The organism is Enterobacter cloacae complex sp. 397G4 (assembly GCF_050031515.1).
GTDB lineage: Bacteria > Pseudomonadota > Gammaproteobacteria > Enterobacterales > Enterobacteriaceae > Enterobacter > Enterobacter hormaechei_C.
The window spans coordinates 1,959,142-1,978,958 of sequence record NZ_JBLGWE010000001.1; the positions used below are offsets into that span (position 1 = coordinate 1,959,142).

General features: G+C 53.0%; 24 protein-coding genes and 1 other annotated feature. Of the genes, 14 read left to right on the top strand and 10 right to left on the bottom strand.

Features of this window, described 5'->3' with window-relative positions:
- The first annotated feature begins 8 nt into the window (after window positions 1–8).
- The 4 genes from chbA to chbG all read left to right on the top strand — a co-directional run bounded on the left by chbA (window position 9) and on the right by chbG (window position 3,430).
- On the top strand, window positions 9–356 hold the full coding sequence (gene chbA / locus ACQG1Y_RS09310) for a PTS N,N'-diacetylchitobiose transporter subunit IIA (protein ID WP_003857835.1): 348 nt from the start codon (window positions 9–11) through the stop codon (window positions 354–356).
- 29 nt (window positions 357–385) lie between these two features.
- Window positions 386–1,204, top strand: coding sequence for a transcriptional regulator ChbR (chbR, locus tag ACQG1Y_RS09315; RefSeq protein ID WP_426736733.1), 819 nt, complete (start codon window positions 386–388; stop codon window positions 1,202–1,204).
- A gap of 109 nt (window positions 1,205–1,313) precedes the next feature.
- Window positions 1,314–2,669, top strand: coding sequence for a 6-phospho-beta-glucosidase (locus ACQG1Y_RS09320; RefSeq protein ID WP_032653271.1), 1,356 nt, complete (start codon window positions 1,314–1,316; stop codon window positions 2,667–2,669).
- 11 nt (window positions 2,670–2,680) lie between these two features.
- Complete coding sequence (gene chbG / locus ACQG1Y_RS09325; protein ID WP_017693595.1) at window positions 2,681–3,430, top strand: chitin disaccharide deacetylase; 750 nt, start codon at window positions 2,681–2,683, stop codon at window positions 3,428–3,430.
- 89 nt (window positions 3,431–3,519) lie between these two features.
- Here the strand turns inward: chbG and katE are convergent, their stop codons facing one another.
- Window positions 3,520–5,769 (bottom strand): catalase HPII, encoded by a 2,250-nt coding sequence (gene katE / locus ACQG1Y_RS09330; RefSeq protein WP_368740507.1) that lies wholly within the window; start codon window positions 5,767–5,769, stop codon window positions 3,520–3,522.
- Window positions 5,770–5,956: 187 nt separating this feature from the next.
- Between katE and cedA the strand changes: the two genes are divergently transcribed.
- Entirely contained in the window at window positions 5,957–6,211 is a 255-nt protein-coding gene (gene cedA / locus ACQG1Y_RS09335) for a cell division activator CedA (RefSeq protein ID WP_071524159.1), read from the top strand.
- 48 nt (window positions 6,212–6,259) lie between these two features.
- On the opposite strand, the gene tcyP is transcribed toward cedA, so the two are convergent.
- The 4 genes from tcyP to hxpB form a co-directional block, all read right to left on the bottom strand.
- Window positions 6,260–7,651: a cystine/sulfocysteine:cation symporter gene (tcyP, locus tag ACQG1Y_RS09340; protein WP_015570743.1), complete on the bottom strand. Its 1,392-nt coding sequence runs from the start codon at window positions 7,649–7,651 to the stop codon at window positions 6,260–6,262.
- Between the two features lie 127 nt (window positions 7,652–7,778).
- Complete coding sequence (locus ACQG1Y_RS09345) at window positions 7,779–8,369, bottom strand: metal-dependent hydrolase (protein ID WP_015570742.1); 591 nt, start codon at window positions 8,367–8,369, stop codon at window positions 7,779–7,781.
- A gap of 95 nt (window positions 8,370–8,464) precedes the next feature.
- On the bottom strand, window positions 8,465–9,226 hold the full coding sequence (kduD, locus tag ACQG1Y_RS09350) for a 2-dehydro-3-deoxy-D-gluconate 5-dehydrogenase KduD (protein ID WP_017384658.1): 762 nt from the start codon (window positions 9,224–9,226) through the stop codon (window positions 8,465–8,467).
- 128 nt (window positions 9,227–9,354) lie between these two features.
- Window positions 9,355–10,026, bottom strand: coding sequence for a hexitol phosphatase HxpB (gene hxpB, locus ACQG1Y_RS09355; RefSeq protein WP_003857825.1), 672 nt, complete (start codon window positions 10,024–10,026; stop codon window positions 9,355–9,357).
- A 141-nt stretch (window positions 10,027–10,167) separates the two neighbouring features.
- On the opposite strand from hxpB, the gene ACQG1Y_RS09360 reads away from it, so the two are divergent.
- Window positions 10,168–10,704 carry a YniB family protein gene (locus ACQG1Y_RS09360; RefSeq protein WP_015570741.1) on the top strand — a complete coding sequence of 179 codons (537 nt, stop codon included), beginning with the start codon at window positions 10,168–10,170 and terminating at the stop codon, window positions 10,702–10,704.
- 36 nt (window positions 10,705–10,740) lie between these two features.
- Here ACQG1Y_RS09360 and ACQG1Y_RS09365 read toward each other — a convergent pair whose 3' ends face one another.
- From ACQG1Y_RS09365 to pfkB, 3 genes are all read right to left on the bottom strand, one after another.
- Window positions 10,741–11,601, bottom strand: coding sequence for a fructosamine kinase family protein (locus tag ACQG1Y_RS09365; protein ID WP_015570740.1), 861 nt, complete (start codon window positions 11,599–11,601; stop codon window positions 10,741–10,743).
- 105 nt (window positions 11,602–11,706) lie between these two features.
- Window positions 11,707–11,997 (bottom strand): type V toxin-antitoxin system endoribonuclease antitoxin GhoS, encoded by a 291-nt coding sequence (gene ghoS / locus ACQG1Y_RS09370; protein WP_003857822.1) that lies wholly within the window; start codon window positions 11,995–11,997, stop codon window positions 11,707–11,709.
- Between the two features lie 91 nt (window positions 11,998–12,088).
- Window positions 12,089–13,021: a 6-phosphofructokinase II gene (gene pfkB / locus ACQG1Y_RS09375; RefSeq protein WP_032670978.1), complete on the bottom strand. Its 933-nt coding sequence runs from the start codon at window positions 13,019–13,021 to the stop codon at window positions 12,089–12,091.
- Between the two features lie 296 nt (window positions 13,022–13,317).
- On the opposite strand from pfkB, the gene ACQG1Y_RS09380 reads away from it, so the two are divergent.
- Both ACQG1Y_RS09380 and ACQG1Y_RS09385 read left to right on the top strand, forming a co-directional pair.
- Complete coding sequence (locus ACQG1Y_RS09380; protein WP_026080717.1) at window positions 13,318–14,076, top strand: DUF481 domain-containing protein; 759 nt, start codon at window positions 13,318–13,320, stop codon at window positions 14,074–14,076.
- Window positions 14,077–14,340: 264 nt separating this feature from the next.
- Window positions 14,341–14,574, top strand: coding sequence for a hypothetical protein (locus ACQG1Y_RS09385; RefSeq protein WP_246933338.1), 234 nt, complete (start codon window positions 14,341–14,343; stop codon window positions 14,572–14,574).
- Between the two features lie 149 nt (window positions 14,575–14,723).
- Here the strand turns inward: ACQG1Y_RS09385 and yniD are convergent, their stop codons facing one another.
- Window positions 14,724–14,831: a small membrane protein YniD gene (yniD, locus tag ACQG1Y_RS09390; RefSeq protein ID WP_003857815.1), complete on the bottom strand. Its 108-nt coding sequence runs from the start codon at window positions 14,829–14,831 to the stop codon at window positions 14,724–14,726.
- 98 nt (window positions 14,832–14,929) lie between these two features.
- Entirely contained in the window at window positions 14,930–15,022 is a 93-nt protein-coding gene (gene yncL, locus ACQG1Y_RS09395; protein ID WP_017384656.1) for a stress response membrane protein YncL, read from the bottom strand.
- A gap of 321 nt (window positions 15,023–15,343) precedes the next feature.
- Between yncL and thrS the strand changes: the two genes are divergently transcribed.
- The 6 genes from thrS to pheS all read left to right on the top strand — a co-directional run bounded on the left by thrS (window position 15,344) and on the right by pheS (window position 19,807).
- The gene (thrS, locus tag ACQG1Y_RS09400; protein ID WP_003857814.1) at window positions 15,344–17,272 is read left to right on the top strand and encodes a threonine--tRNA ligase; all 1,929 of its coding nucleotides are present in this window, start codon (window positions 15,344–15,346) and stop codon (window positions 17,270–17,272) included.
- Window positions 17,273–17,275: 3 nt separating this feature from the next.
- On the top strand, window positions 17,276–17,818 hold the full coding sequence (gene infC, locus ACQG1Y_RS09405) for a translation initiation factor IF-3 (RefSeq protein ID WP_023616141.1): 543 nt from the start codon (window positions 17,276–17,278) through the stop codon (window positions 17,816–17,818).
- Between the two features lie 97 nt (window positions 17,819–17,915).
- On the top strand, window positions 17,916–18,113 hold the full coding sequence (gene rpmI / locus ACQG1Y_RS09410; RefSeq protein WP_001124225.1) for a 50S ribosomal protein L35: 198 nt from the start codon (window positions 17,916–17,918) through the stop codon (window positions 18,111–18,113).
- 50 nt (window positions 18,114–18,163) lie between these two features.
- A complete protein-coding gene (gene rplT / locus ACQG1Y_RS09415) occupies window positions 18,164–18,520 on the top strand; it encodes a 50S ribosomal protein L20 (protein ID WP_000124850.1) in 357 nt (118 codons plus the stop codon).
- Window positions 18,521–18,636: 116 nt separating this feature from the next.
- Window positions 18,637–18,761, top strand: a sequence feature (Phe leader region).
- Complete coding sequence (gene pheM / locus ACQG1Y_RS09420) at window positions 18,642–18,686, top strand: pheST operon leader peptide PheM (RefSeq protein WP_001386830.1); 45 nt, start codon at window positions 18,642–18,644, stop codon at window positions 18,684–18,686. Its footprint overlaps the feature before it by 45 nt.
- 62 nt (window positions 18,762–18,823) lie before the next feature.
- Window positions 18,824–19,807, top strand: coding sequence for a phenylalanine--tRNA ligase subunit alpha (gene pheS / locus ACQG1Y_RS09425; RefSeq protein ID WP_003857809.1), 984 nt, complete (start codon window positions 18,824–18,826; stop codon window positions 19,805–19,807).
- Window positions 19,808–19,817 lie beyond the last annotated feature (10 nt).

The window sequence follows — 19,817 nt, forward strand, 5'->3', positions numbered from 1 at the left end:
GCTTAAAGATGTTAGATTTAGAGAGTATCGTTGCCGAAGAAACCGCAGAGAATGATCTGGAAGAGGTGGTGATGGGCCTCATCATCAACTCCGGGCAGGCACGCAGCCTGGCGTATGCGGCGCTTAAGCAGGCTAAGCAGGGCGACTTCGTTGCCGCGAAAACCATGATGGAGCAGTCCCGTACAGCGTTAAACGAAGCGCATCTGGTGCAGACGAAGCTCATCGAAAGCGACCAGGGCGAAGGGAAGATGAAAGTGAGTCTGGTGCTGGTACATGCGCAGGATCATCTGATGACCTCCATGCTGGCACGCGAGCTGGTCGCGGAGCTCATCGAGCTTCACGAGAAGATGCAATAAGTCAGTTGAAGTAGCAGGAGGTCAGCACGATGGAAATCAAAACCGCACATGAGCAACAGCTGTTTAATGGCAAAAATTTTCACGTGGTGATTTACAACAAAACGGAGAGCGCCAGCGGTCTGCACCAGCATGACTACTACGAGTTCACGATTGTTCTGACCGGCCGCTACTATCAGGAGATCAACGGTAAGCGCGTCCTGCTTGAGCGTGGCGATTTCGTCTTCCTGCCAATGGGATCTTATCACCAGAGCTTTTATGAGTTTGGTGCGACGCGCATTCTGAACGTAGGGGTGAGCAGGCGTTTCTTCGAGAAGCACTATCTGCCGCTGGTGCCGTTCTGCTTTGTGGCGTCACAGGTGTATCGCGTTAAAAATGAGTTTATGACCTGGATTGAAAAGGTTATCGCATCGCTGAATTTCCGCGACAATGAATTTGATGAATTTATTGAAACCGTGACGTTCTACGTCATGAATCGCCTCCGCCATCACCGTGAAGAACAGCAGGTGGTGGATGATATTCCTCAGTGGCTGCGCAGTACCGTGGAGCTGATGCACGATAAAGGACAGTTCAGCGATAACGCCCTGGAGAATATGGTGGCGCTGTCGGGTAAATCGCAGGAATATTTGACGCGCGCCACGCAGCGTTATTACCGTAAAACGCCTGTGCAAATCATTAATGAAATCCGCATTAACTTTGCCAAAAAACAGCTGGAAATTACTAACTACTCTGTCACCGATATCGCTTACGAATCGGGTTACAGCAGCCCCAGCCTGTTTATTAAAACCTTTAAAAAATTGACTTCATTCACACCGAACAGTTACCGCAAAAATTTAACGGTAATTAATTAACTTTCGGCGGTTTATCCGCCAGGAACCGTGACGTAATGGCTTGCCCAAATAGCGGGAAGAGTACGCTATACCTTGCAGGCGATTAACCTGATACGCTAAGGGAGATATTATGCAACAGAAATTAAAAGTCGTAACCATTGGTGGCGGCAGCAGCTATACCCCGGAATTACTTGAAGGTTTCCTGAAACGGTATCATGAATTACCGGTCAGCGAATTATGGCTGGTGGATGTTGAAGAAGGTCAGGAGAAGCTGAATATTATTTTTGAACTGTGCAAACGCATGGTTGAAAAAGCGGGCGTGCCCTTAACCGTGCATAAAACGCTGGATCGCCGCCTGGCACTGAAAGATGCTGACTTCGTGACCACGCAGCTGCGCGTCGGCCAGCTGAAGGCGCGTGAGCTGGACGAGCGCATTCCGCTGAGCCACGGTTATCTGGGCCAGGAAACCAACGGGGCAGGTGGCCTGTTTAAAGGCCTGCGTACTATTCCGGTCATTTTTGACATCATTAAAGACGTGGAGGAGATCTGCCCGAACGCCTGGGTGATCAACTTTACCAACCCGGCCGGGATGGTCACCGAGGCAGTCTATCGCCACACCGGTTTCAAACGCTTTATCGGCGTCTGCAATATTCCGATTGGCATGAAGATGTTCATCCGCGATGTACTGGAACTGACCGATAACGATGATCTGTCCATTGATCTGTTCGGCCTGAATCACATGGTCTTTATCAAAGATGTGATAGTGAACGGGCAATCGCGCTTTGCGGAACTGCTCGACGGCGTCGCCTCTGGTCGCCTGACCGCGGCCTCGGTGAAAAACATTTTCGATCTGCCGTTCAGCGAAGGGCTGATCCGCTCCCTGAATCTGCTGCCGTGCTCGTATCTGCTCTACTACTTCAAGCAGAAAGAGATGCTGGCCATTGAAATGGGCGAATACTACAAAGGTGGCGCACGCGCTCAGGTTGTACAGAAAGTAGAGAAGCAGCTTTTTGATTTGTATAAAGATCCGAACCTGAACGTCAAACCGAAAGAGCTGGAGCAGCGCGGCGGGGCATACTATTCGGATGCCGCGTGTGAAGTGATTAACGCCATTTACAATGACAAGCAGGCCGAGCACTATGTAAATGTTCCCCATCACGGGCACATCGATAATATCCCGGCAGACTGGGCCGTTGAGATGACCTGCATCCTTGGGCGCGAGGGTGCAAAACCGCATCCCCGCATTAACCACTTCGACGATAAGGTGATGGGCCTGATTCACACCATCAAAGGCTTTGAAGTGGCGGCGAGCAATGCGGCCCTGAGCGGCGAGCTGAATGACGTGCTGCTGGCGCTGAACCTCAGCCCGCTGGTGCATTCTGACCGTGACGCTGAAAAACTCGCGGGTGAGATGATCCTGGCGCATGAAAAATGGCTGCCAAACTTTGCTGCAACGGTTGAGAAACTGAAACTCACACACCGTTAAGAGGAGGCGCGATGGAAAACCTGCTGATCGTCAATGCCGATGATTTTGGTCTGTCAAAAGGGCAGAACTACGGCATTATTGAAGCCTGTCGCCGGGGCGTCGTGACCTCTACAACAGCGCTCATCAACGGTGAGGCGGTGGAACATGCGGCGCAGTTAAGCCGTGAGCTGCCCGAGCTGGGCGTGGGCATGCACTTTGTGCTGACGCTTGGGTTGCCCCTTTCGCCAATGCCGGGCCTGACGCGCGACGGCCAGCTGGGGAAATGGATTTGGGAAATGGCGGAGCAGGACGCTCTGCCGCTCGATGAGATTGCCCGCGAGCTGGATTGCCAGTTTAACCGCTTTGTGGATGTGTTTGGCCGCGAGCCTACCCATATTGACAGCCATCATCATGTGCATATGATCCCGGCGATTTTCCCGCTTGTGGCAGAGTTTGCGCAACGTAAAGGCGTGGCGATGCGCGTGGATCGTGAGGTGCGCGGGCTGCCGGACGTCGCGGTGACGTCAACGGAGGGGTTCAGCAGCGCATTTTATGGCGACGAGATCGACGAAGCGCTGTTCCTGAAGGTGCTGGATGAGTCCGCCGCGAAAGGGGAGCGCTCGCTTGAGGTAATGGCGCACCCGGCGTTTGTCGATAACATCGTACGTAAGAGCGCCTACTGCTGGCCGCGTCTGGCGGAACTGGATGTGCTGACGTCGGCGTCGTTGAAGTACGCGATTGCCGAGCGTGGGTATCGTCTGGGGACGTTCAGGGATCTTTGAGATAAAGCCCGGTGGCGGCTTCGCCTTACCGGGCCTACAAAAGCAATCGAAATGTAGGCCGGGTAAGCCCAGCGCCACCCGGCTTTTTTTTACGCCGGTATCTGGTCGGTCTTGCTGCTGCGCGACCACACGCGGTGCGCGGCAAGCAGGTCAAACAACCGGGTCATAAACGCATCGTCAATGTTATCACCTTCGACAATGCCTTCTTCCCCTTGATCCGGTACCTTCAGCAGAGATTTAAACTTCCGCGCATCGCCTGCCAGGGCGATTGGCTTCAGGTGCTTATAGGCTTCCAGCAGATAATAGGCGGCATCACCGTTACCGAGCAGGCTCTCAACGTCGCCGCACGGCATAATCACCGCGTCAACCGTCAGCGACGGTGCCCCGGCGAAGGTCGCGGCAATTGGCAGGACAGAGCCATCGTCGGCTGTCACTTCACCCATGCGGGAGTAAAGCAGTTTGGCATGTACGCCCTGGGTTTTGAGCACCTTCATGATCCCCAGCACGTCGCTGGCGCGCGGTTTATCATTCAGCAGGATAGCCACTACGCGGCCTTTAATTGACCCGCCAGGTACCGCGTACAGGCTCAGGGACGGATCCTTCTTCAGCCCGTTCACGTCTTTTGGCGGTGCGGCATGGCATTGCTCGTCAGTCAGCGTGATGCCGAGATTATTCGCCACGCCCTGAGCAAGCTGGATATCAATATGCGCCAGATGGTCGACCACGCGCTCGCGAATGTAGGTACGCACCACTTTGCTCAGCTCAAAGCTGAAACCGCCGATAATGTGCTGCTGTTCAATCGGGGTCTGGCTGTTCCAGAACAGGCGAGGCTGAGCGTAATATTCGCCGAATGACGGGCTGCGCTCGCGAATTTTTGTTCCGTCCACGCGCTCCTGATACGACTCAAATCCGCCACGTTTTGGCCCCGGCGGGGTTTCACGCGGCCAGTTATCGTTAATGGAGTTTGGCTCGTAGTTCGCCGGGTTGGTATCGATATCCTGGCGATGCATCCCGTCACGCTGGAAGTTATGGTACGGGCAGGTCGGACGGTTGATAGGAATTTCGTGGAAGTTCGGTCCACCGAGACGGCTGATCTGCGTATCGGTGTAAGAGAACAGACGGCCCTGTAGCAGCGGATCGTTGGTGAAATCCAGCCCCGGCACAATATGGCCCGGGTGGAACGCAGCCTGCTCATTCTCCGCGAAGAAGTTATCCGGGTTGCGGTTAAGCACCATTTTGCCCACCAGCTGAACCGGCACCAGCTCCTCAGGAATAAGCTTGGTCGGGTCGAGCAGGTCGAAGTCGAATTTGAACTCGTCCTCTTCCGGGATCAGCTGTAACCCCAGCTCGTATTCCGGGAAATCACCGGCTTCAATGGATTCCCACAGTTCGCGACGGTGGAAGTCCGGATCGCGCCCGGTCAGCTTCTGTGCTTCATCCCACACCAGGGATGCTTTCCCCGCGACCGGTTTCCAGTGGAAACGCACAAAAGTCGCTTTACCTTCGGCGTTAATCAGACGGAAGGTATGAATACCAAACCCTTCCATGGTGCGATAGCTGCGTGGGATCCCCCGGTCAGACATCGCCCACATCACGTTGTGAAGGGTTTCCGGTTGCAGGGAGACGTAATCCCAGAAGGTGTCATGCGCACTTTGTCCCTGCGGTATGGCCCAGTGTGGCTCTGGTTTTACCGCATGGACAAAGTCAGGGAACTTATGCGCATCCTGAATGAAGAAAACCGGGGTGTTATTCCCGACGAGGTCGAAAATGCCCTCTTCGGTATAGAATTTGGTGGCGAAGCCGCGGATATCACGCACCGTATCGGCCGAACCCGCGCCGCCCTGTACGGTAGAGAAGCGCACAAATACCGGTGTGATTTTGTTCGGATCGGAAAGGAAATCCGCCTTCGTGATCGCCTTCAGGCTCTTGTACGGCTGGAAATAGCCGTGCGCCGCGGAGCCGCGAGCGTGAACGATACGCTCAGGAATACGCTCATGGTCGAAATGGGTGATTTTTTCCCGCAGGATGAAATCTTCCAGCAGCGTCGGGCCGCGCGTTCCGGCGCGCAGGGAGTTCTGGTCATCGGCGATACGCACGCCCTGATTGGTGGTCAGCGCATAGCCTTCACCCCCTTTGCGGTGCGGATCGAGAGATTTTAACTTCTCGTTATCCGTATCGGGCGACTTCACGCTTCCCGGTGCAGTAGGTTGCTCGCCCGGCGCGGACAGGCCCGGCGACGGTTTATGAGAGCCATCCGCAGGGGCGAGTGAGTCCATTCCCGGTTGAGATTCTTCGGTGCCATGAATAGGGGCTTGATGTGGTTTATCATTGTTCGACATTGCACGATTCTCCTTTGTTCGTTCCTGAAAACCCTATTAAGGATAGAACAATGTGATGAATTAGCAGGCGAACTAAGCGTTTTCAGATAAGTGATTAGTGAAAGGAGCCATCTGCCTCACGTCAGGCGCGACGGGTGGGGGGAGAATCGGCTATGATAGAAATTTCCTGCTTTAAGAATTTGCTTTAGTGAACCCGTCGCTTATGAAACCTCTTCGTCAACAAAACCGCCAGGTTATTAGCTATGTGCCCCGCGTTGAACCCGCGCCGCCTGACCATGCCCTGAAAGTGGATGGTTTTCGCGATGTCTGGATGTTAAGGGGTAAATACGTTGCCTTCGTGCTGATTGGCGAGCACTTCCGTCGCTCCCCTGCGTTTACGGTGCCGGAATCGGCGCAGCGATGGGCTGTGCAGACCCGCCAGGATGAAGAGGTTGAAGAATAACAGCCATAAAAAAACCGCCCGCAGGCGGTTTTTTTATTTCAGCCGTGATTAACGATGGGCCAGTTCCGCATCTTCTTCGCTGTCGAGAATCGTTTTGTCGGTCTGCTTCAGCCACTGGCTGGTCAGGGTACCGGCGGTCATTGAGCCACTCACGTTCAGGGCGGTACGCCCCATATCGATCAGCGGTTCAACAGAGATCAGCAGGGCAACCAGCGTCACCGGCAGTCCCAGCGCAGGCAGAACGATCAGCGCAGCGAAGGTCGCGCCGCCGCCCACGCCCGCAACACCGGCGGAGCTAATGGTCACGATACCCACCAGCGTCGCAATCCAGACCGGATCCAGCGGGTTAATCCCCACGGTTGGGGCAACCATCACGGCCAGCATCGCCGGGTAGAGACCCGCACAGCCGTTCTGCCCGATGGTGGCGCCAAAGGAGGCCGAGAAGCTGGCGATAGACTCCGGTACGCCCAGACGACGGGTCTGTGCTTCCACGTTCAGCGGGATAGATGCCGCGCTGGAACGGCTGGTGAAGGCGAAGGTCAGCACCGGCCAGACTTTGCGGAAATATTTCAGCGGGCTAACGCCGTTCACGCCCAGCAGGATACCGTGCACCACAAACATAATGCCCAGCCCCAGATAAGAGGCGATCACAAAGCTGCCAAGCTTGATGATGTCTTGCAGGTTAGAGCCTGCCACGACTTTGGTCATCAGCGCCAGGACACCGTACGGCGTCAGCTGCATGACCAGACGCACCAGCTTCATCACCCAGCTTTGCAGGGTATCGATGGCTGTCAGAACGCGCTCGCCTTTCGGCGCATCGTCCTTCAGCAGCTTGAGCGCAGCCACGCCCAGGAATGCCGCGAAGATCACCACGCTGATAATGGAGGTTGGGCTTGCACCGGTCAGGTCAGCGAACGGGTTCTTCGGAATGAAGGAAAGCACCATCTGCGGAACGGTCAGATCGGCCACTTTACCCACGTAGTTGGTCTCAATCGCCGTCAGACGCGCGGTTTCAGCGCTACCCTGCACCAGACCTTCAGCAGTCAGGCCAAACAGATTGGTTACCAGCACACCCACAAGCGCCGCAATCAGCGTGGTGAAGAGCAGGGTACCAATGGTCAGGAAACTGATTTTACCCAGTTGAGAGGCATTATGCAGGCGGGCTACGGCGCTCAGAATAGAGGCGAATACCAGCGGCATAACGATCATTTGCAGCAGCTGTACATAGCCGTTACCGACAATGTTGAACCACTGAATAGAATCTTTCAGTACCGGGCTATCGGAGCCGTAAATGGCGTGTAAGGCCAGGCCAAACACCACGCCCATGACCAGACCGACCAGTACCTTTTTCGCCAGGCTCCACTGTTTGTGGCGAGCCTGGGCGAGAAGCAATAGCAATACGACGAACACAACAATGTTCGCGATGAGTGGAAAATTCATCCCCGTTCTCCTGATTTATTATACGGTCGGTTTTTACCGAACCTGTTGGCGCAAGGTTATCAGAAGTGTGATGTCGCGCTTATATCCATATGGAATGGTTTATGACAAAAGTGATTATATTGTCGGTTTAATGTTCAATCTGGTGATTAATAAAACGATTGAACTGAAATTGTAGCGAGTTGATCATTTGCGATGACCAGCGCACTGCACCATTTTCGGGCAATGTCTGCGGCATCCACACGGCATACGCAAACAGCGCCATACACAGAACGCGCTCCAGCTGGTTGCCTTTTTGCGGCACGAGGATTGGCAGACGGAAACGCCAGCGGCAGGGCCAGAGCAGCGGTACACCTGCTGGCGTCAGCATATCGGCGAGGATATGGCTTAAGTAGCCGAGCACCATGCCCTGAATGGCATCCGCCGGGACGATCCAGCTCTCCGGAACCTTCAAATAGAAGAGTGTAAGCAGGCCGAATACGGCCAGCAGGCTGTGGGTAAACCCGCGATGACCAAAGGCTCTGGCGATGGGTTTTGAAATCCACTTCAGCCGCTGGCCAAGGAATGACTTTGGATGATCTATGTCCGGCAGGAGGCAGGTCAGCACGGCGGAAGGGACAATATGCCACCAGTCCCCCTGTGCCAGCACAGGGGTCAGTTCAGCGTTTTTGGCAAACACTGCACAGGCAAGTGAAAAAAGCAGGTGGCCTTCCGCCGTCATGATAAAACCCGGTAAACTGTCGATTCATACAGTATAGGGTTTTTATACAGTGTGTGAAAGAGGTGACGGTGTAACTCTTTGTCACAAACGCACGGTTAGCGCGCCAGCCAGCCACCGTCTACGGCGAGGGTATGACCGTTAACGTAATCAGAGGCCGACGAGGCCAGGAACACCACCGGACCCTGTAAATCCTCCGGCAGACCCCAGCGACCCGCCGGAATACGGTCGAGGATCGCCTGGCTGCGCTGCTCATCATCGCGAAGCTGCCGGGTGTTATTGGTCGCCATGTAACCCGGCGCAATAGCATTCACATTAATGCCCAGCGTTGCCCATTCGTTCGCCAGCAGGCGGGTGAGGCCCAGCACGCCGCTTTTGGACGCCGTATAGGAGGGCACCCGGATGCCGCCCTGGAAGGAGAGCATGGAGGCAATGTTAATAATCTTGCCGCCCTGACCCTGCGCGATAAACTGTTTCGCCACTGCCTGAGAGAGGAAAAAGACCGATTTCAGATTGAGATCGATGACCTCGTCCCAGTCCTTCTCGCTAAATTCCAGCGCATCGGCACGGCGGATGGTGCCGGCATTGTTAACCAGAATATCGATGCGGCCCATCTCAGCGACTGCGGTATCCACCACGCTCTGAATACTCTCCTGCTTGCCAAGATCGGCGCGAATCGCGATAAAGCGTCGTCCCAGCGCCGTAACGCGCGCTGCCGTTTCGTCAGGAACCTTGCGGTTAACCCCCACGATATCGCATCCTGCCTGGGCGAGGGCAATGGCCATACCTTGCCCCAGACCGGTATCGCACCCGGTCACCATCGCCACTTTTCCTGCCAGAGTAAAAGCATCCAGTATCATACGCGCCTCAGAAGTCAGGTTATTGTCATTCTGCACGTAAGAATAGGAGTCTGGAATGAGAAAAGCAAATAAAGTAAAACGTTGTTTTGATTTGGCGAAGCAGGCAGCCGAAGCTGCCTGAAAGAGCGTTACTCCCCGCGCAGATGGCGGGCAGTCAATTCTTCAAGAGACGTCAGCCTGACGTCTGCGAGGGCAAAACGGGGATCGTGTCGGCCTTCTTCAGCCGGCACAACGATGGAGCGCATACGTGCGGCTTTGGACGCCACCATGCCGTTAACCGAATCTTCCAGCGCCACACAGGTAAGTGGATCCAGCCCCAGTTTCGCGGCGCAGTCCATATATACCTGCGGATGTGGCTTGCTGTAAGGAAGTTTTTCGGCCGAGGCCAGCGCGTCGAAGCTGTCGCGCAGCCCGAACATCGTCAGCACTTTTTCCAGCATATGCAGCGGTGAGGCCGAGGCCAGCCCCACTTTCAGCCCTTGCGCCTTGCACAGGGCGATAGCGTCGCGTACGCCCGGCAACAGCGGCTTATACTCTTCTACGAGGGAGATAGCGCGGTTGATAATGCGCGCCGTTACTTCGTCGCGATCCGGGCCAACCCATGGCTGGTGGGCATACCAGAGGTCAACCACCATATCGATGCGCAGCCCCAGGGTATCGGGAAGCTCGTTACGACGACTGATATCGACGCCGAGGCTGGCCATCACGTCCAGTTCAGCCCGATCCCACAGGGGTTCGGAATCAATCAGCAATCCATCCATGTCAAAAATAGCGGCAAGTATCTGGCGCGGGGTCGACATTACAACATCTCCTTATCTTGGGGGTAAGACAAACGGTGCTAAGCACAAGCAATTTAGCATATTGCATTCAAAGAGCGGGCGAAAATGACCGACAGCAGGTAGACTTAGGCACAAATAACGCGTCTTTATGAAGAGGAACTAATGACGTATCAACAAGCTGGACGCATCGCGGTCTTAAAACGTATTGCTGGTTGGGTTATTTTCATTCCCGCCCTGATTTCAACGCTGATCTCCGTACTCAAATTTATGTACGATCACAGCGAAAAACAGCCGGGCATCAATGCCGTCATGCTTGATTTTGCGCACGTCATGATTGAGATGATGCGGTTTAATACCCCGTTCCTGAACGTCTTCTGGTTCAACTCGCCCACGCCGGATTTTCACCACCAGCTGAATGTCGGTTTCTGGATAATCTATGCGTTGATATTTATCGCGATGGCGTTGCAGGCCTCCGGCGCGCGCATGAGTCGCCAGACCCGCTTTTTGCGCGAAGGGGTGGAAGACCAGCTGATCCTCGAGAAGGCGAAAGGCCCTGACGGGATGAGCCGCGAGCAGATCGAATCGCGCATTGTCGTTCCGCGTCATACCATTTTTGTGCAGTTTTTCCCGCTCTACATCCTGCCGGTCATTATCATTGTGGCCGGGTATTTCTTCTTTACGCTGCTTGGCTTCCTGTAAATCCTAAGGGAAGGGGCGTGAAGCCGCCCCCTCCCGCTATGCCGCCAGAATGCGGTCCAGCGCCCGCTGGGCATTCACCAGATGACTCCCGCCAAACAAAATAGCCCGGTTTATTAAGGTGTACAGCTGATAAACCGGCTGACGATCAAGGAAACCCGCAGGTAACGGCGAAACAGACTGATAGCCATCATAAATTTGCGGCGGCTGTTCAGGGTGCAACGGCAGCATTGCGAGGTCACATTCTCTGTCGCCCCAATAGCAGGCCGGGTCAAATATATAGGGACCATCAGGCCCAAGTGCACAGTTGTTTGACCATAAATCTCCGTGCAGAAGGGAAGCCTGAGGCTGATGCGAAGCCAGACGCTGCTGAATGTGTTCAACAATCGCGTCGATGTTGCCGAACGCTAATCCCTTTTCAGCGGCCAGCTCCAGCTGCCAGCCGATGCGCTGCTCGGCGAAAAAGGTCGACCAGCGGCGCTGCCATGCGTTTGGCTGTGGGGTAGTGGAGAGGTCGTTATCAAAATCGAGCCCGAACTGAGGTTGATCGCTCCACTGGTGCAAACGGGCGATCTGTTGCCCGAGAATAAAGGCGTTGTGCGCATCCAGAGGGCGCGCGGGAAGATAGTTCATCACCAGAAAGCTATAGTCACGATCGCTACCGACGGCTAAAACCTGCGGAACGGTGACTGTTTTACTGCGCGATAACAGCTCAAGCTGATCGGCTTCGGCAGTAAAAATGGGGAGCAATTCACGCTCATCACATTTAACGAAAAGATCGCGCCCGGCGTAACGTAAATGCCATGCGGCATGGATCTCTCCGCCTGGCAGCTCGTTACGCAGTTCAATTTCACCTTCACCCAGTTGCTCACTTAAAAGATGACTGATAGCCTGCCACATGATGTCTCTCCCATGTTGTCTGCCAGATCATAAAGTTAGCGCAAAACGGCTATAAAAAAACAGGAACTAACGCACAACTGAGCGGTTTAATTTTGTACAGGGCACTTATTGTTCTTTTTTATGCCAGTTTTCCCAGCTATCCACATCAATTTCCGTGGCTTTGTCAGTCACGCTTTCCACCAGACTACTGGCCAGCGCCTTCACCTCTTCCTGACTCAGCGGGCTTATCAGGCCAAATGCCAGTGAGCCGAGATCGTGAATATTGCCCTCATCGTCCGTCAGCGTGAGCAGAAAATTGGCGCGCGTGAACGCGTTGTTGAGTTCATTCAGTTCGGTCAGCGACGCCTCATGAATATTCACGGTTACGACGTAGCGGGTGATATCACCACTGCTCATAATTCACCTCGTTGTTATCCTGAAAGTTTTCTTAGCATAGTCGATATGCCCTGTTTAGCGACTTCCCCCTCCATGGGAAGGGGAAGCAGGTTCAGCTTCTCGCCAGGTAATCGACAATTTTCTGGGTATCCGCAAGCGAACACAGACGCGTTCCCTGGTTTATGGTGGCTGCACTCCCTGCCGCGACGCCATAGCGTGCCATCTCCAGAAGCGAAGCGCCCTGCGCCAGCTTCAGCACCATCGCGCCAACCATACTGTCACCGGCGCCCACGGTGCTCTGGCTTTTCATCGGCGGTGGCACAACCTGTACAAAGCCCGTCTTGTCGACGGCCAGCGCACCCTGAGGACCGAGAGAGACCACAACGCGATGCGCTTTGCCCGTACGTACCAGCTCTTGTGCGGCAGTACGAACGTCATCAGGCTGGCTAAGTTCTCGATTAACCAGGGCACTGAGCTCTTTCTGGTTAGGTTTAACGAGTTCAAGTTGTCCGGGTTCTAACGCCGCCTTCAGGGCTTCGCCCGAGCTATCGACAATGCAGCGGATGCCGCGCTGGAGCGCTGCCTGAACCAGCGCCGTCAGTTTTTCTGTTTTGACGCCCGGCGGCAGGCTACCGCTGATCACCAGTAATGAGCCGCTTTCAATGGTCAGCACTTTCTCTTCCAGTTGACGAAACTCATCATCGCTTAATTTCGCCCCCGGCATCACAAAACGATATTGCTCGCCGCTGGATTCAACATGGACATGCAGGTTCTGCCGGGTCCAGTCTTTAGCATCGACGGTGTCTACGGCCACCTGTTCATCTGCCAGCAACGCAACCAGATGTTCTCCCGTGGCGCCGCCAGCGGGGAAGATGGCGGTGGCTTTTCCGCCGAGATGGGTAATAGCGCGCGCCACGTTGATGCCGCCGCCGCCCGGCTCAAACACCGGCGCGCTACAGCGCAGCTTACCTTCCGGGTAGATTTGCGGCGTCATGGTCGCGGAGTCGAGGGAAGGGGAGAGTGTCAGCGTATAAATCGAAGCCATCATGACCTCCTTTTATCATGGGTTCTTTTAAGCCTGGCACCGTTTGGCAGGAAGGCAACGTAAATAACAGTATGATTTTAAATATGAATGCTGACAAATAACCTGCGCCGGGCATATAAAATAAAACACGTTTTGGGATCGTTCTTATTCAAAAAATGAAAGAAGAAAATATTGCTATGTTATTTGCGGCTTTTTATAATTTGTTACCTTTCTATGGTCGCCTTGTCATTGATCCGCAAGAAAGTTTCCGAGACCGTGACGGTCTCTTTTTATGTTGTACGGACTCCTTAAATAAAATGAAGCTTTTGAAGACAGTACCCGCAGCACTGATGCTGGCGGGTGGCGTATTTGCGTCACTGAATGCAACCGCCGATGATACCGTTTTTACTGTCATGGACGATCCCTCCACTGCCAAAAAACCCTTTGAAGGTAACGTGAATGCCGGGTATCTGGCGCAATCCGGTAATACGAAAAGCTCCTCCCTGACCGCAGACAGCACCCTGACCTGGTACGGCAACACCACGGCCTGGTCGCTGTGGGGAAATGCCAGCAACACCTCTGCTAACGATCAACGCTCATCAGAGAAATACGCGGTAGGCGGACGTAGCCGATACAACATGACCGATTATGACTACCTGTTCGGGCAGGCGAGTTGGCTGACTGACCGCTACAACGGCTATCGCCAGCGTGATGTCGTAACTGCGGGTTATGGTCGTCAGTTCCTCAATGGGCCGGTGCACAGCCTGCGTTTTGAATTCGGTCCGGGTGTCCGTTACGACGAGTACACCAACGGCGAAGATGAAACCCAGCCGCTGGGTTATGCATCGGGCACCTATGCATGGCAGATGACGGACAACGCAAAATTCACCCAGGGTGTGTCGGTGTTTGGTGCTGAAGATACAACGCTGAACTCAGAAAGTGCGTTGAATGTGGCCATCAACGAACACTTTGGACTCAAGGTGGCGTACAACGTAACCTGGAACTCATCCCCACCTGATTCTGCGCCGGAACATACCGATCGCCGAACCACGATTTCTTTAGGTTATAAAATGTAATATCGTCGGGCCGGGATTATTCTCGGCCCGTTTTTTTATTTTCTGAAACTGTGCTTATTTATATTAAACGGCGTTTTAAAATAATGGGTATGGTTTCATCTTCATAATTTCTCCATAATTAGCCGACCAGGGCTTATTCAGTTTATTTGACACGAATTGATAAATAATTTGACTAGGCAAGAATGTGATCCAGATCTACACTTACGGCACAGGCGAAAAACTCGCCTCAGGCATATCGCATTAAATAAGTATGAGAATAAAATTATGAAAAAAATCAATACCGCTACAGCAGCTATGGTGCTTTCCGCACTTTCATTTGGCGTATTTGCTGCTGATAATATGACGCAACCTGCCAGTGACGTTAACAGCCCAATCGGGATCGCTAAAGCCTCGGATGTAGAAGCAGGCTCCAACATTTCCCCTGGCTCTCAGTCTACCCGCCAGTCAATGAATGATGCATTTGATGTACACAAGCTGGTGGCGGGTGAGTGGTCCTGATATTTCAACTGCCACGTGTGACGGAATATATACGCTGTCACAGCCTGTCGAAAACCGGATTATGACGTACCGGTTTTGGACCATAAATTATCGTAAAGATAGTTAAGATTTATTCAGTAAATTCACGGCACGTTTTCGCTGACAAAATATTAGCCCCAGATCATTGCGGCCCAGCGCAGCAGCAACATCGCGCCGCAAATAGCAATTAACACCACGACCATTTTCCAGTGCTTCACGGCAAATCTTTTTGTTGGCATAACCTAATCCTTGTCAGTTGATACCCTTAGTCTACCAAAATCTGCGCCAGAAAGCGCTCAACCCTGGACAACAGGTTATGCCGGAACACCGGTTCGGCTTAAAACCAATGGAATCTGTCAGCCAGAATCAATACCAGGCAAGCAGCGGAAAGTAGATTCAATATCACAACGGTTTTGCTGGATACATTCATGTGATACCCCTTCGATGTTTAAGGACCAAGTCAAGAATAGCTCAGCACTTTCGGATTGCGAGCCTCCGTCAGCAAAAATTCATGAACGCAGACAAAAGGATGAACGGTTCAAACGGTCGCAGAAGGTGCATTCGCCCTTTCAATAGTGTTACCATTACCCTGCTTGCCGTAAATTCGCATTTATCTGAATCGGCAGGTGCATGATGACGAACCAATTTGACGATTGTTGGTCAGATGGTTTCGTAATCTACTGTTTAATCACGATTATTTTCTTTGTATATGCTCTTATGTGTGGGGCATCACTGCAAATAAGGATATAAAATGCCTGTAATTACTCTTCCTGATGGCAGCCAACGCCATTTCGACCATGCTGTTAGCCCAATGGATGTTGCCCTGGATATCGGTCCTGGACTTGCAAAAGCAACCATCGCAGGTCGCGTAAACGGTGAGCTGGTAGACGCGTCCGATCTGATTGAAAGCGATGCAACGCTTGCGATCATCACCGCGAAAGACGAAGAAGGTCTGGAGATCATTCGTCACTCCTGTGCGCACCTGTTAGGCCATGCTATTAAGCAGCTCTGGCCAAACACCAAAATGGCGATCGGCCCGGTTATCGACAACGGTTTCTACTACGACGTTGACCTTGACCACACCCTGACTCAGGAAGATATCGACGCGCTCGAGAAACGAATGCACGAGCTCGCCGAAACCAACTATGACGTCATTAAGAAGAAAGTCAGCTGGCACGAAGCGCGTGAAACCTTCGTGAAGCGCGGCGAGAGCTACAAAGTCTCGATTCTTGATGAAAACATCGCTCATGATGACAAGCCTGGCTTGTACCATCACCAGGAATACGTCGACATGTGCCGTGGACCGCACGTGCCGAACATGCGCTTCTGTCATCACTTCAAACTGATGAAAATCGCAGGCGCTTACTGGCGTGGCGACAGCAACAACAAAATGTTGCAGCGTATTTATGGTACCGCGTGGGCCGATAAGAAGGCCCTGAACGCGTATCTGCAACGCCTGGAAGAGGCGGCTAAGCGTGACCACCGTAAAATCGGTAAGCAGCTTGACCTGTATCATATGCAGGAAGAAGCGCCGGGGATGGTGTTCTGGCATAACGACGGCTGGACTATCTTCCGTGAACTGGAAACGTTCGTGCGCTCCAAGCTGAAAGAGTACCAGTACCAGGAAGTGAAAGGCCCGTTCATGATGGACCGTGTGCTGTGGGAAAAAACCGGCCACTGGGACAACTACAAAGATGCGATGTTCACCACTTCGTCTGAGAACCGTGAATACTGCATCAAGCCAATGAACTGCCCGGGCCACGTTCAGATCTTCAACCAGGGTCTGAAATCCTACCGCGATCTGCCGCTGCGTATGGCGGAGTTCGGTAGCTGCCACCGTAACGAGCCATCAGGTGCGCTGCACGGTCTGATGCGTGTTCGTGGCTTTACTCAGGATGATGCGCATATCTTCTGTACTGAAGATCAGGTCCGTGAAGAAGTTAACGCCTGTATTCGTATGGTCTACGATATGTACAGCACCTTTGGCTTCGAGAAGATCGTGGTCAAACTCTCAACGCGTCCGGAAAAACGTATCGGCAGCGATGAGACATGGGATCGCGCAGAGGCGGATCTTGCCGTAGCACTGGAAGAGAACGGTATTCCGTTCGAATACCAGCTGGGCGAGGGCGCATTCTACGGTCCGAAAATTGAATTTACCCTGTATGACTGCCTCGATCGCGCATGGCAGTGCGGAACGGTACAGCTGGACTTCTCTCTGCCGCAGCGTTTAAGCGCCTCTTATGTTGGCGAAGACAACGAGCGTCAGGTGCCGGTTATGATTCACCGTGCGATTCTCGGTTCACTGGAGCGCTTCATCGGCATCCTGACCGAAGAGTTCGCAGGCTTCTTCCCAACCTGGCTTGCGCCAGTGCAGGTAGTGGTGATGAACATTACCGATTCTCAGGCGGATTACGTTAAAGAATTGACGCAGAAACTACAAAATGCGGGCATTCGCGTAAAAGCAGACTTGAGAAATGAGAAGATTGGCTTTAAAATCCGCGAGCACACTTTACGTCGTGTCCCGTATATGTTGGTCTGTGGTGATAAAGAGGTGGAAGCAGGCAAAGTTGCCGTTCGCACCCGCCGTGGTAAAGACCTGGGGAGCCTGGACGTAAGTGAAGTGATTGAGAAGCTGCAACAAGAGATTCGCAGCCGCAGTCTTCAACAACTGGAGGAATAAGGTATTAAAGGCGGAAAACGAGTTCAAACGGCACGTCCGAATCGTATCAATGGCGAGATTCGCGCCCAGGAAGTTCGCTTAACAGGTCTGGAAGGCGAGCAGCTGGGGATTGTGAGTCTGAGAGAAGCGATCGAAAAGGCTGAAGAAGCTGGAGTAGATTTAGTTGAAATCAGCCCTAACGCCGAACCGCCAGTTTGTCGTATCATGGACTACGGCAAGTTCCTTTATGAAAAGAGTAAGTCTTCTAAGGAACAGAAGAAGAAGCAAAAAGTTATCCAGGTTAAGGAAATTAAATTCCGTCCTGGTACCGACGATGGCGATTATCAGGTAAAACTCCGCAGCCTGATTCGCTTTCTGGAAGATGGCGATAAGGCCAAGATCACGCTGCGTTTCCGCGGTCGTGAGATGGCCCACCAACAGATTGGTATGGAAGTGCTTAACCGCGTCCGTGACGATCTGAGTGAACTGGCAGTAGTCGAATCCTTCCCTACGAAGATCGAAGGCCGCCAGATGATCATGGTGCTCGCTCCTAAGAAGAAACAGTAAGGCCTTCAAGCAGCAAAATCTGTGGAGCCTTCGGGCCCCATAGGTTTTGTTCGCCTATGTTTCGTTTATTTAACAATGCGAAGTGGAAGTTATTAAAATGCCAAAAATTAAGACCGTACGCGGTGCTGCTAAGCGCTTCAAAAAAACCGGTAAAGGTGGTTTTAAGCACAAGCACGCTAACCTGCGTCACATTCTGACTAAGAAAGCTACCAAGCGTAAACGTCACCTGCGTCCAAAAGCCATGGTTTCTAAAGGCGATCTGGGCCTGGTCATCGCGTGCCTGCCGTACGCATAAGTCGTTAACGTTTAACTTTTTTAACTTAGAATAGATACAGGAGAGCACACATGGCTCGCGTAAAACGTGGTGTAATTGCACGTGCACGTCACAAGAAAATTTTGAAACAAGCTAAAGGCTACTACGGTGCGCGTTCACGCGTATACCGCGTTGCCTTCCAGGCTGTTATCAAAGCAGGTCAGTACGCTTACCGTGACCGTCGTCAGCGTAAGCGTCAGTTCCGTCAACTGTGGATTGCGCGTATCAACGCAGCAGCACGTCAGAACGGTATTTCTTACAGCAAATTCATCAACGGCCTGAAAAAAGCCTCTGTTGAAATCGACCGTAAGATCCTGGCTGACATCGCAGTATTCGACAAAGTAGCGTTCACCGCTCTGGTCGAAAAAGCGAAAGCAGCACTGGCATAAGCCAGTTGAGAGAGGGGGCTTTGCCTCCTCTTTTCATTTAACACCATCAGAAGATTGACATTTATCCGTGCAGGCTTTTCAATAAGGTCTAACGGTTTTTACCCTACAAGGTAACGCAAGCATGAATGCTGCTATTTTCCGCTTCTTCTTTTACTTTAGCACCTGACTTCAGGAGGCTAGCGCGTGAAAGATGAAACGAAAAACAGCGCCAGATAAGCCTCCCGATGGAGGCTTTTTTTGTGCCTGAAGTTAAGAGAATACGTCCAACAATTCGGTGTCTGCACCGACATAATGAGGAAAACCATGTCACATCTCGCAGAGCTGGTTGCCAGTGCAACGGCCGCCATTAACCAGGCCTCAGATGTTGCCGCGTTAGACAATGTCCGCGTCGAATATCTGGGCAAGAAAGGGCATTTGACCCTTCAGATGACTACCCTGCGTGAACTGCCAGCAGAGGAGCGCCCGGCAGCCGGTGCAGTGATTAACGAAGCCAAAGAGCAGGTACAGCAGGCGCTGAACGCGCGTAAAGCCGAGCTGGAAAGCGCAGTACTGAATGCGCGTCTGGCGGCAGAAACGATTGACGTTTCTCTGCCGGGTCGTCGTATTGAAAACGGCGGTCTGCATCCGGTGACTCGTACTATCGATCGTATTGAAAGTTTCTTCGGTGAGCTCGGCTTTACCGTGGCGACTGGCCCGGAAATTGAAGATGATTACCACAACTTCGATGCCCTGAACATTCCTGGCCATCATCCGGCACGTGCTGACCACGACACTTTCTGGTTTGACGCTACCCGTCTGCTGCGTACTCAGACTTCCGGCGTTCAGATCCGTACCATGAAGGAGCAGGAGCCGCCAATCCGCATCATCGCGCCGGGTCGCGTATACCGTAACGACTACGATCAGACCCACACCCCAATGTTCCACCAGATGGAAGGTCTGATTGTTGATAAAAACATCAGCTTTACGAACCTGAAAGGCACGCTGCACGATTTCCTGAACAACTTCTTTGAGGAAGATTTGCAGGTTCGCTTCCGCCCGTCCTACTTCCCGTTCACCGAACCGTCTGCGGAAGTTGACGTGATGGGTAAAAACGGCAAATGGCTGGAAGTGCTGGGCTGCGGCATGGTGCATCCAAACGTGCTGCGCAACGTGGGTATCGATCCGGAAGTGTATTCCGGCTTTGCGTTCGGTATGGGTATGGAGCGTCTGACAATGCTGCGCTACGGCGTAACCGATTTACGTGCGTTCTTCGAAAACGATCTGCGTTTCCTCAAACAGTTTAAATAAGGGCAGGACA

What these genes read in the sequence shown, in the direction of transcription:
- chbG (WP_017693595.1), top strand. Translation starts at nt 2,681, where the DNA reads ATGGAAAACCTGCTGATCGTCAATGCCGATGATTTTGGTCTGTCAAAA.
- chbR (WP_426736733.1), top strand. Translation starts at nt 386, where the DNA reads ATGGAAATCAAAACCGCACATGAGCAACAGCTGTTTAATGGCAAAAAT.
- pfkB (WP_032670978.1), bottom strand. Translation starts at nt 13,021, where the DNA reads ATGGCTTCGATTTATACGCTGACACTCTCCCCTTCCCTCGACTCCGCG.
- pheS (WP_003857809.1), top strand. Translation starts at nt 18,824, where the DNA reads ATGTCACATCTCGCAGAGCTGGTTGCCAGTGCAACGGCCGCCATTAAC.
- ACQG1Y_RS09380 (WP_026080717.1), top strand. Translation starts at nt 13,318, where the DNA reads ATGAAGCTTTTGAAGACAGTACCCGCAGCACTGATGCTGGCGGGTGGC.
- hxpB (WP_003857825.1), bottom strand. Translation starts at nt 10,026, where the DNA reads ATGTCGACCCCGCGCCAGATACTTGCCGCTATTTTTGACATGGATGGA.
- thrS (WP_003857814.1), top strand. Translation starts at nt 15,344, where the DNA reads ATGCCTGTAATTACTCTTCCTGATGGCAGCCAACGCCATTTCGACCAT.
- ACQG1Y_RS09360 (WP_015570741.1), top strand. Translation starts at nt 10,168, where the DNA reads ATGACGTATCAACAAGCTGGACGCATCGCGGTCTTAAAACGTATTGCT.
- ghoS (WP_003857822.1), bottom strand. Translation starts at nt 11,997, where the DNA reads ATGAGCAGTGGTGATATCACCCGCTACGTCGTAACCGTGAATATTCAT.
- rplT (WP_000124850.1), top strand. Translation starts at nt 18,164, where the DNA reads ATGGCTCGCGTAAAACGTGGTGTAATTGCACGTGCACGTCACAAGAAA.
- yniD (WP_003857815.1), bottom strand. Translation starts at nt 14,831, where the DNA reads ATGCCAACAAAAAGATTTGCCGTGAAGCACTGGAAAATGGTCGTGGTG.
- rpmI (WP_001124225.1), top strand. Translation starts at nt 17,916, where the DNA reads ATGCCAAAAATTAAGACCGTACGCGGTGCTGCTAAGCGCTTCAAAAAA.
- ACQG1Y_RS09365 (WP_015570740.1), bottom strand. Translation starts at nt 11,601, where the DNA reads ATGTGGCAGGCTATCAGTCATCTTTTAAGTGAGCAACTGGGTGAAGGT.
- ACQG1Y_RS09385 (WP_246933338.1), top strand. Translation starts at nt 14,341, where the DNA reads ATGAAAAAAATCAATACCGCTACAGCAGCTATGGTGCTTTCCGCACTT.
- chbA (WP_003857835.1), top strand. Translation starts at nt 9, where the DNA reads ATGTTAGATTTAGAGAGTATCGTTGCCGAAGAAACCGCAGAGAATGAT.
- katE (WP_368740507.1), bottom strand. Translation starts at nt 5,769, where the DNA reads ATGTCGAACAATGATAAACCACATCAAGCCCCTATTCATGGCACCGAA.
- ACQG1Y_RS09320 (WP_032653271.1), top strand. Translation starts at nt 1,314, where the DNA reads ATGCAACAGAAATTAAAAGTCGTAACCATTGGTGGCGGCAGCAGCTAT.
- yncL (WP_017384656.1), bottom strand. Translation starts at nt 15,022, where the DNA reads ATGAATGTATCCAGCAAAACCGTTGTGATATTGAATCTACTTTCCGCT.
- ACQG1Y_RS09345 (WP_015570742.1), bottom strand. Translation starts at nt 8,369, where the DNA reads ATGACGGCGGAAGGCCACCTGCTTTTTTCACTTGCCTGTGCAGTGTTT.
- kduD (WP_017384658.1), bottom strand. Translation starts at nt 9,226, where the DNA reads ATGATACTGGATGCTTTTACTCTGGCAGGAAAAGTGGCGATGGTGACC.
- tcyP (WP_015570743.1), bottom strand. Translation starts at nt 7,651, where the DNA reads ATGAATTTTCCACTCATCGCGAACATTGTTGTGTTCGTCGTATTGCTA.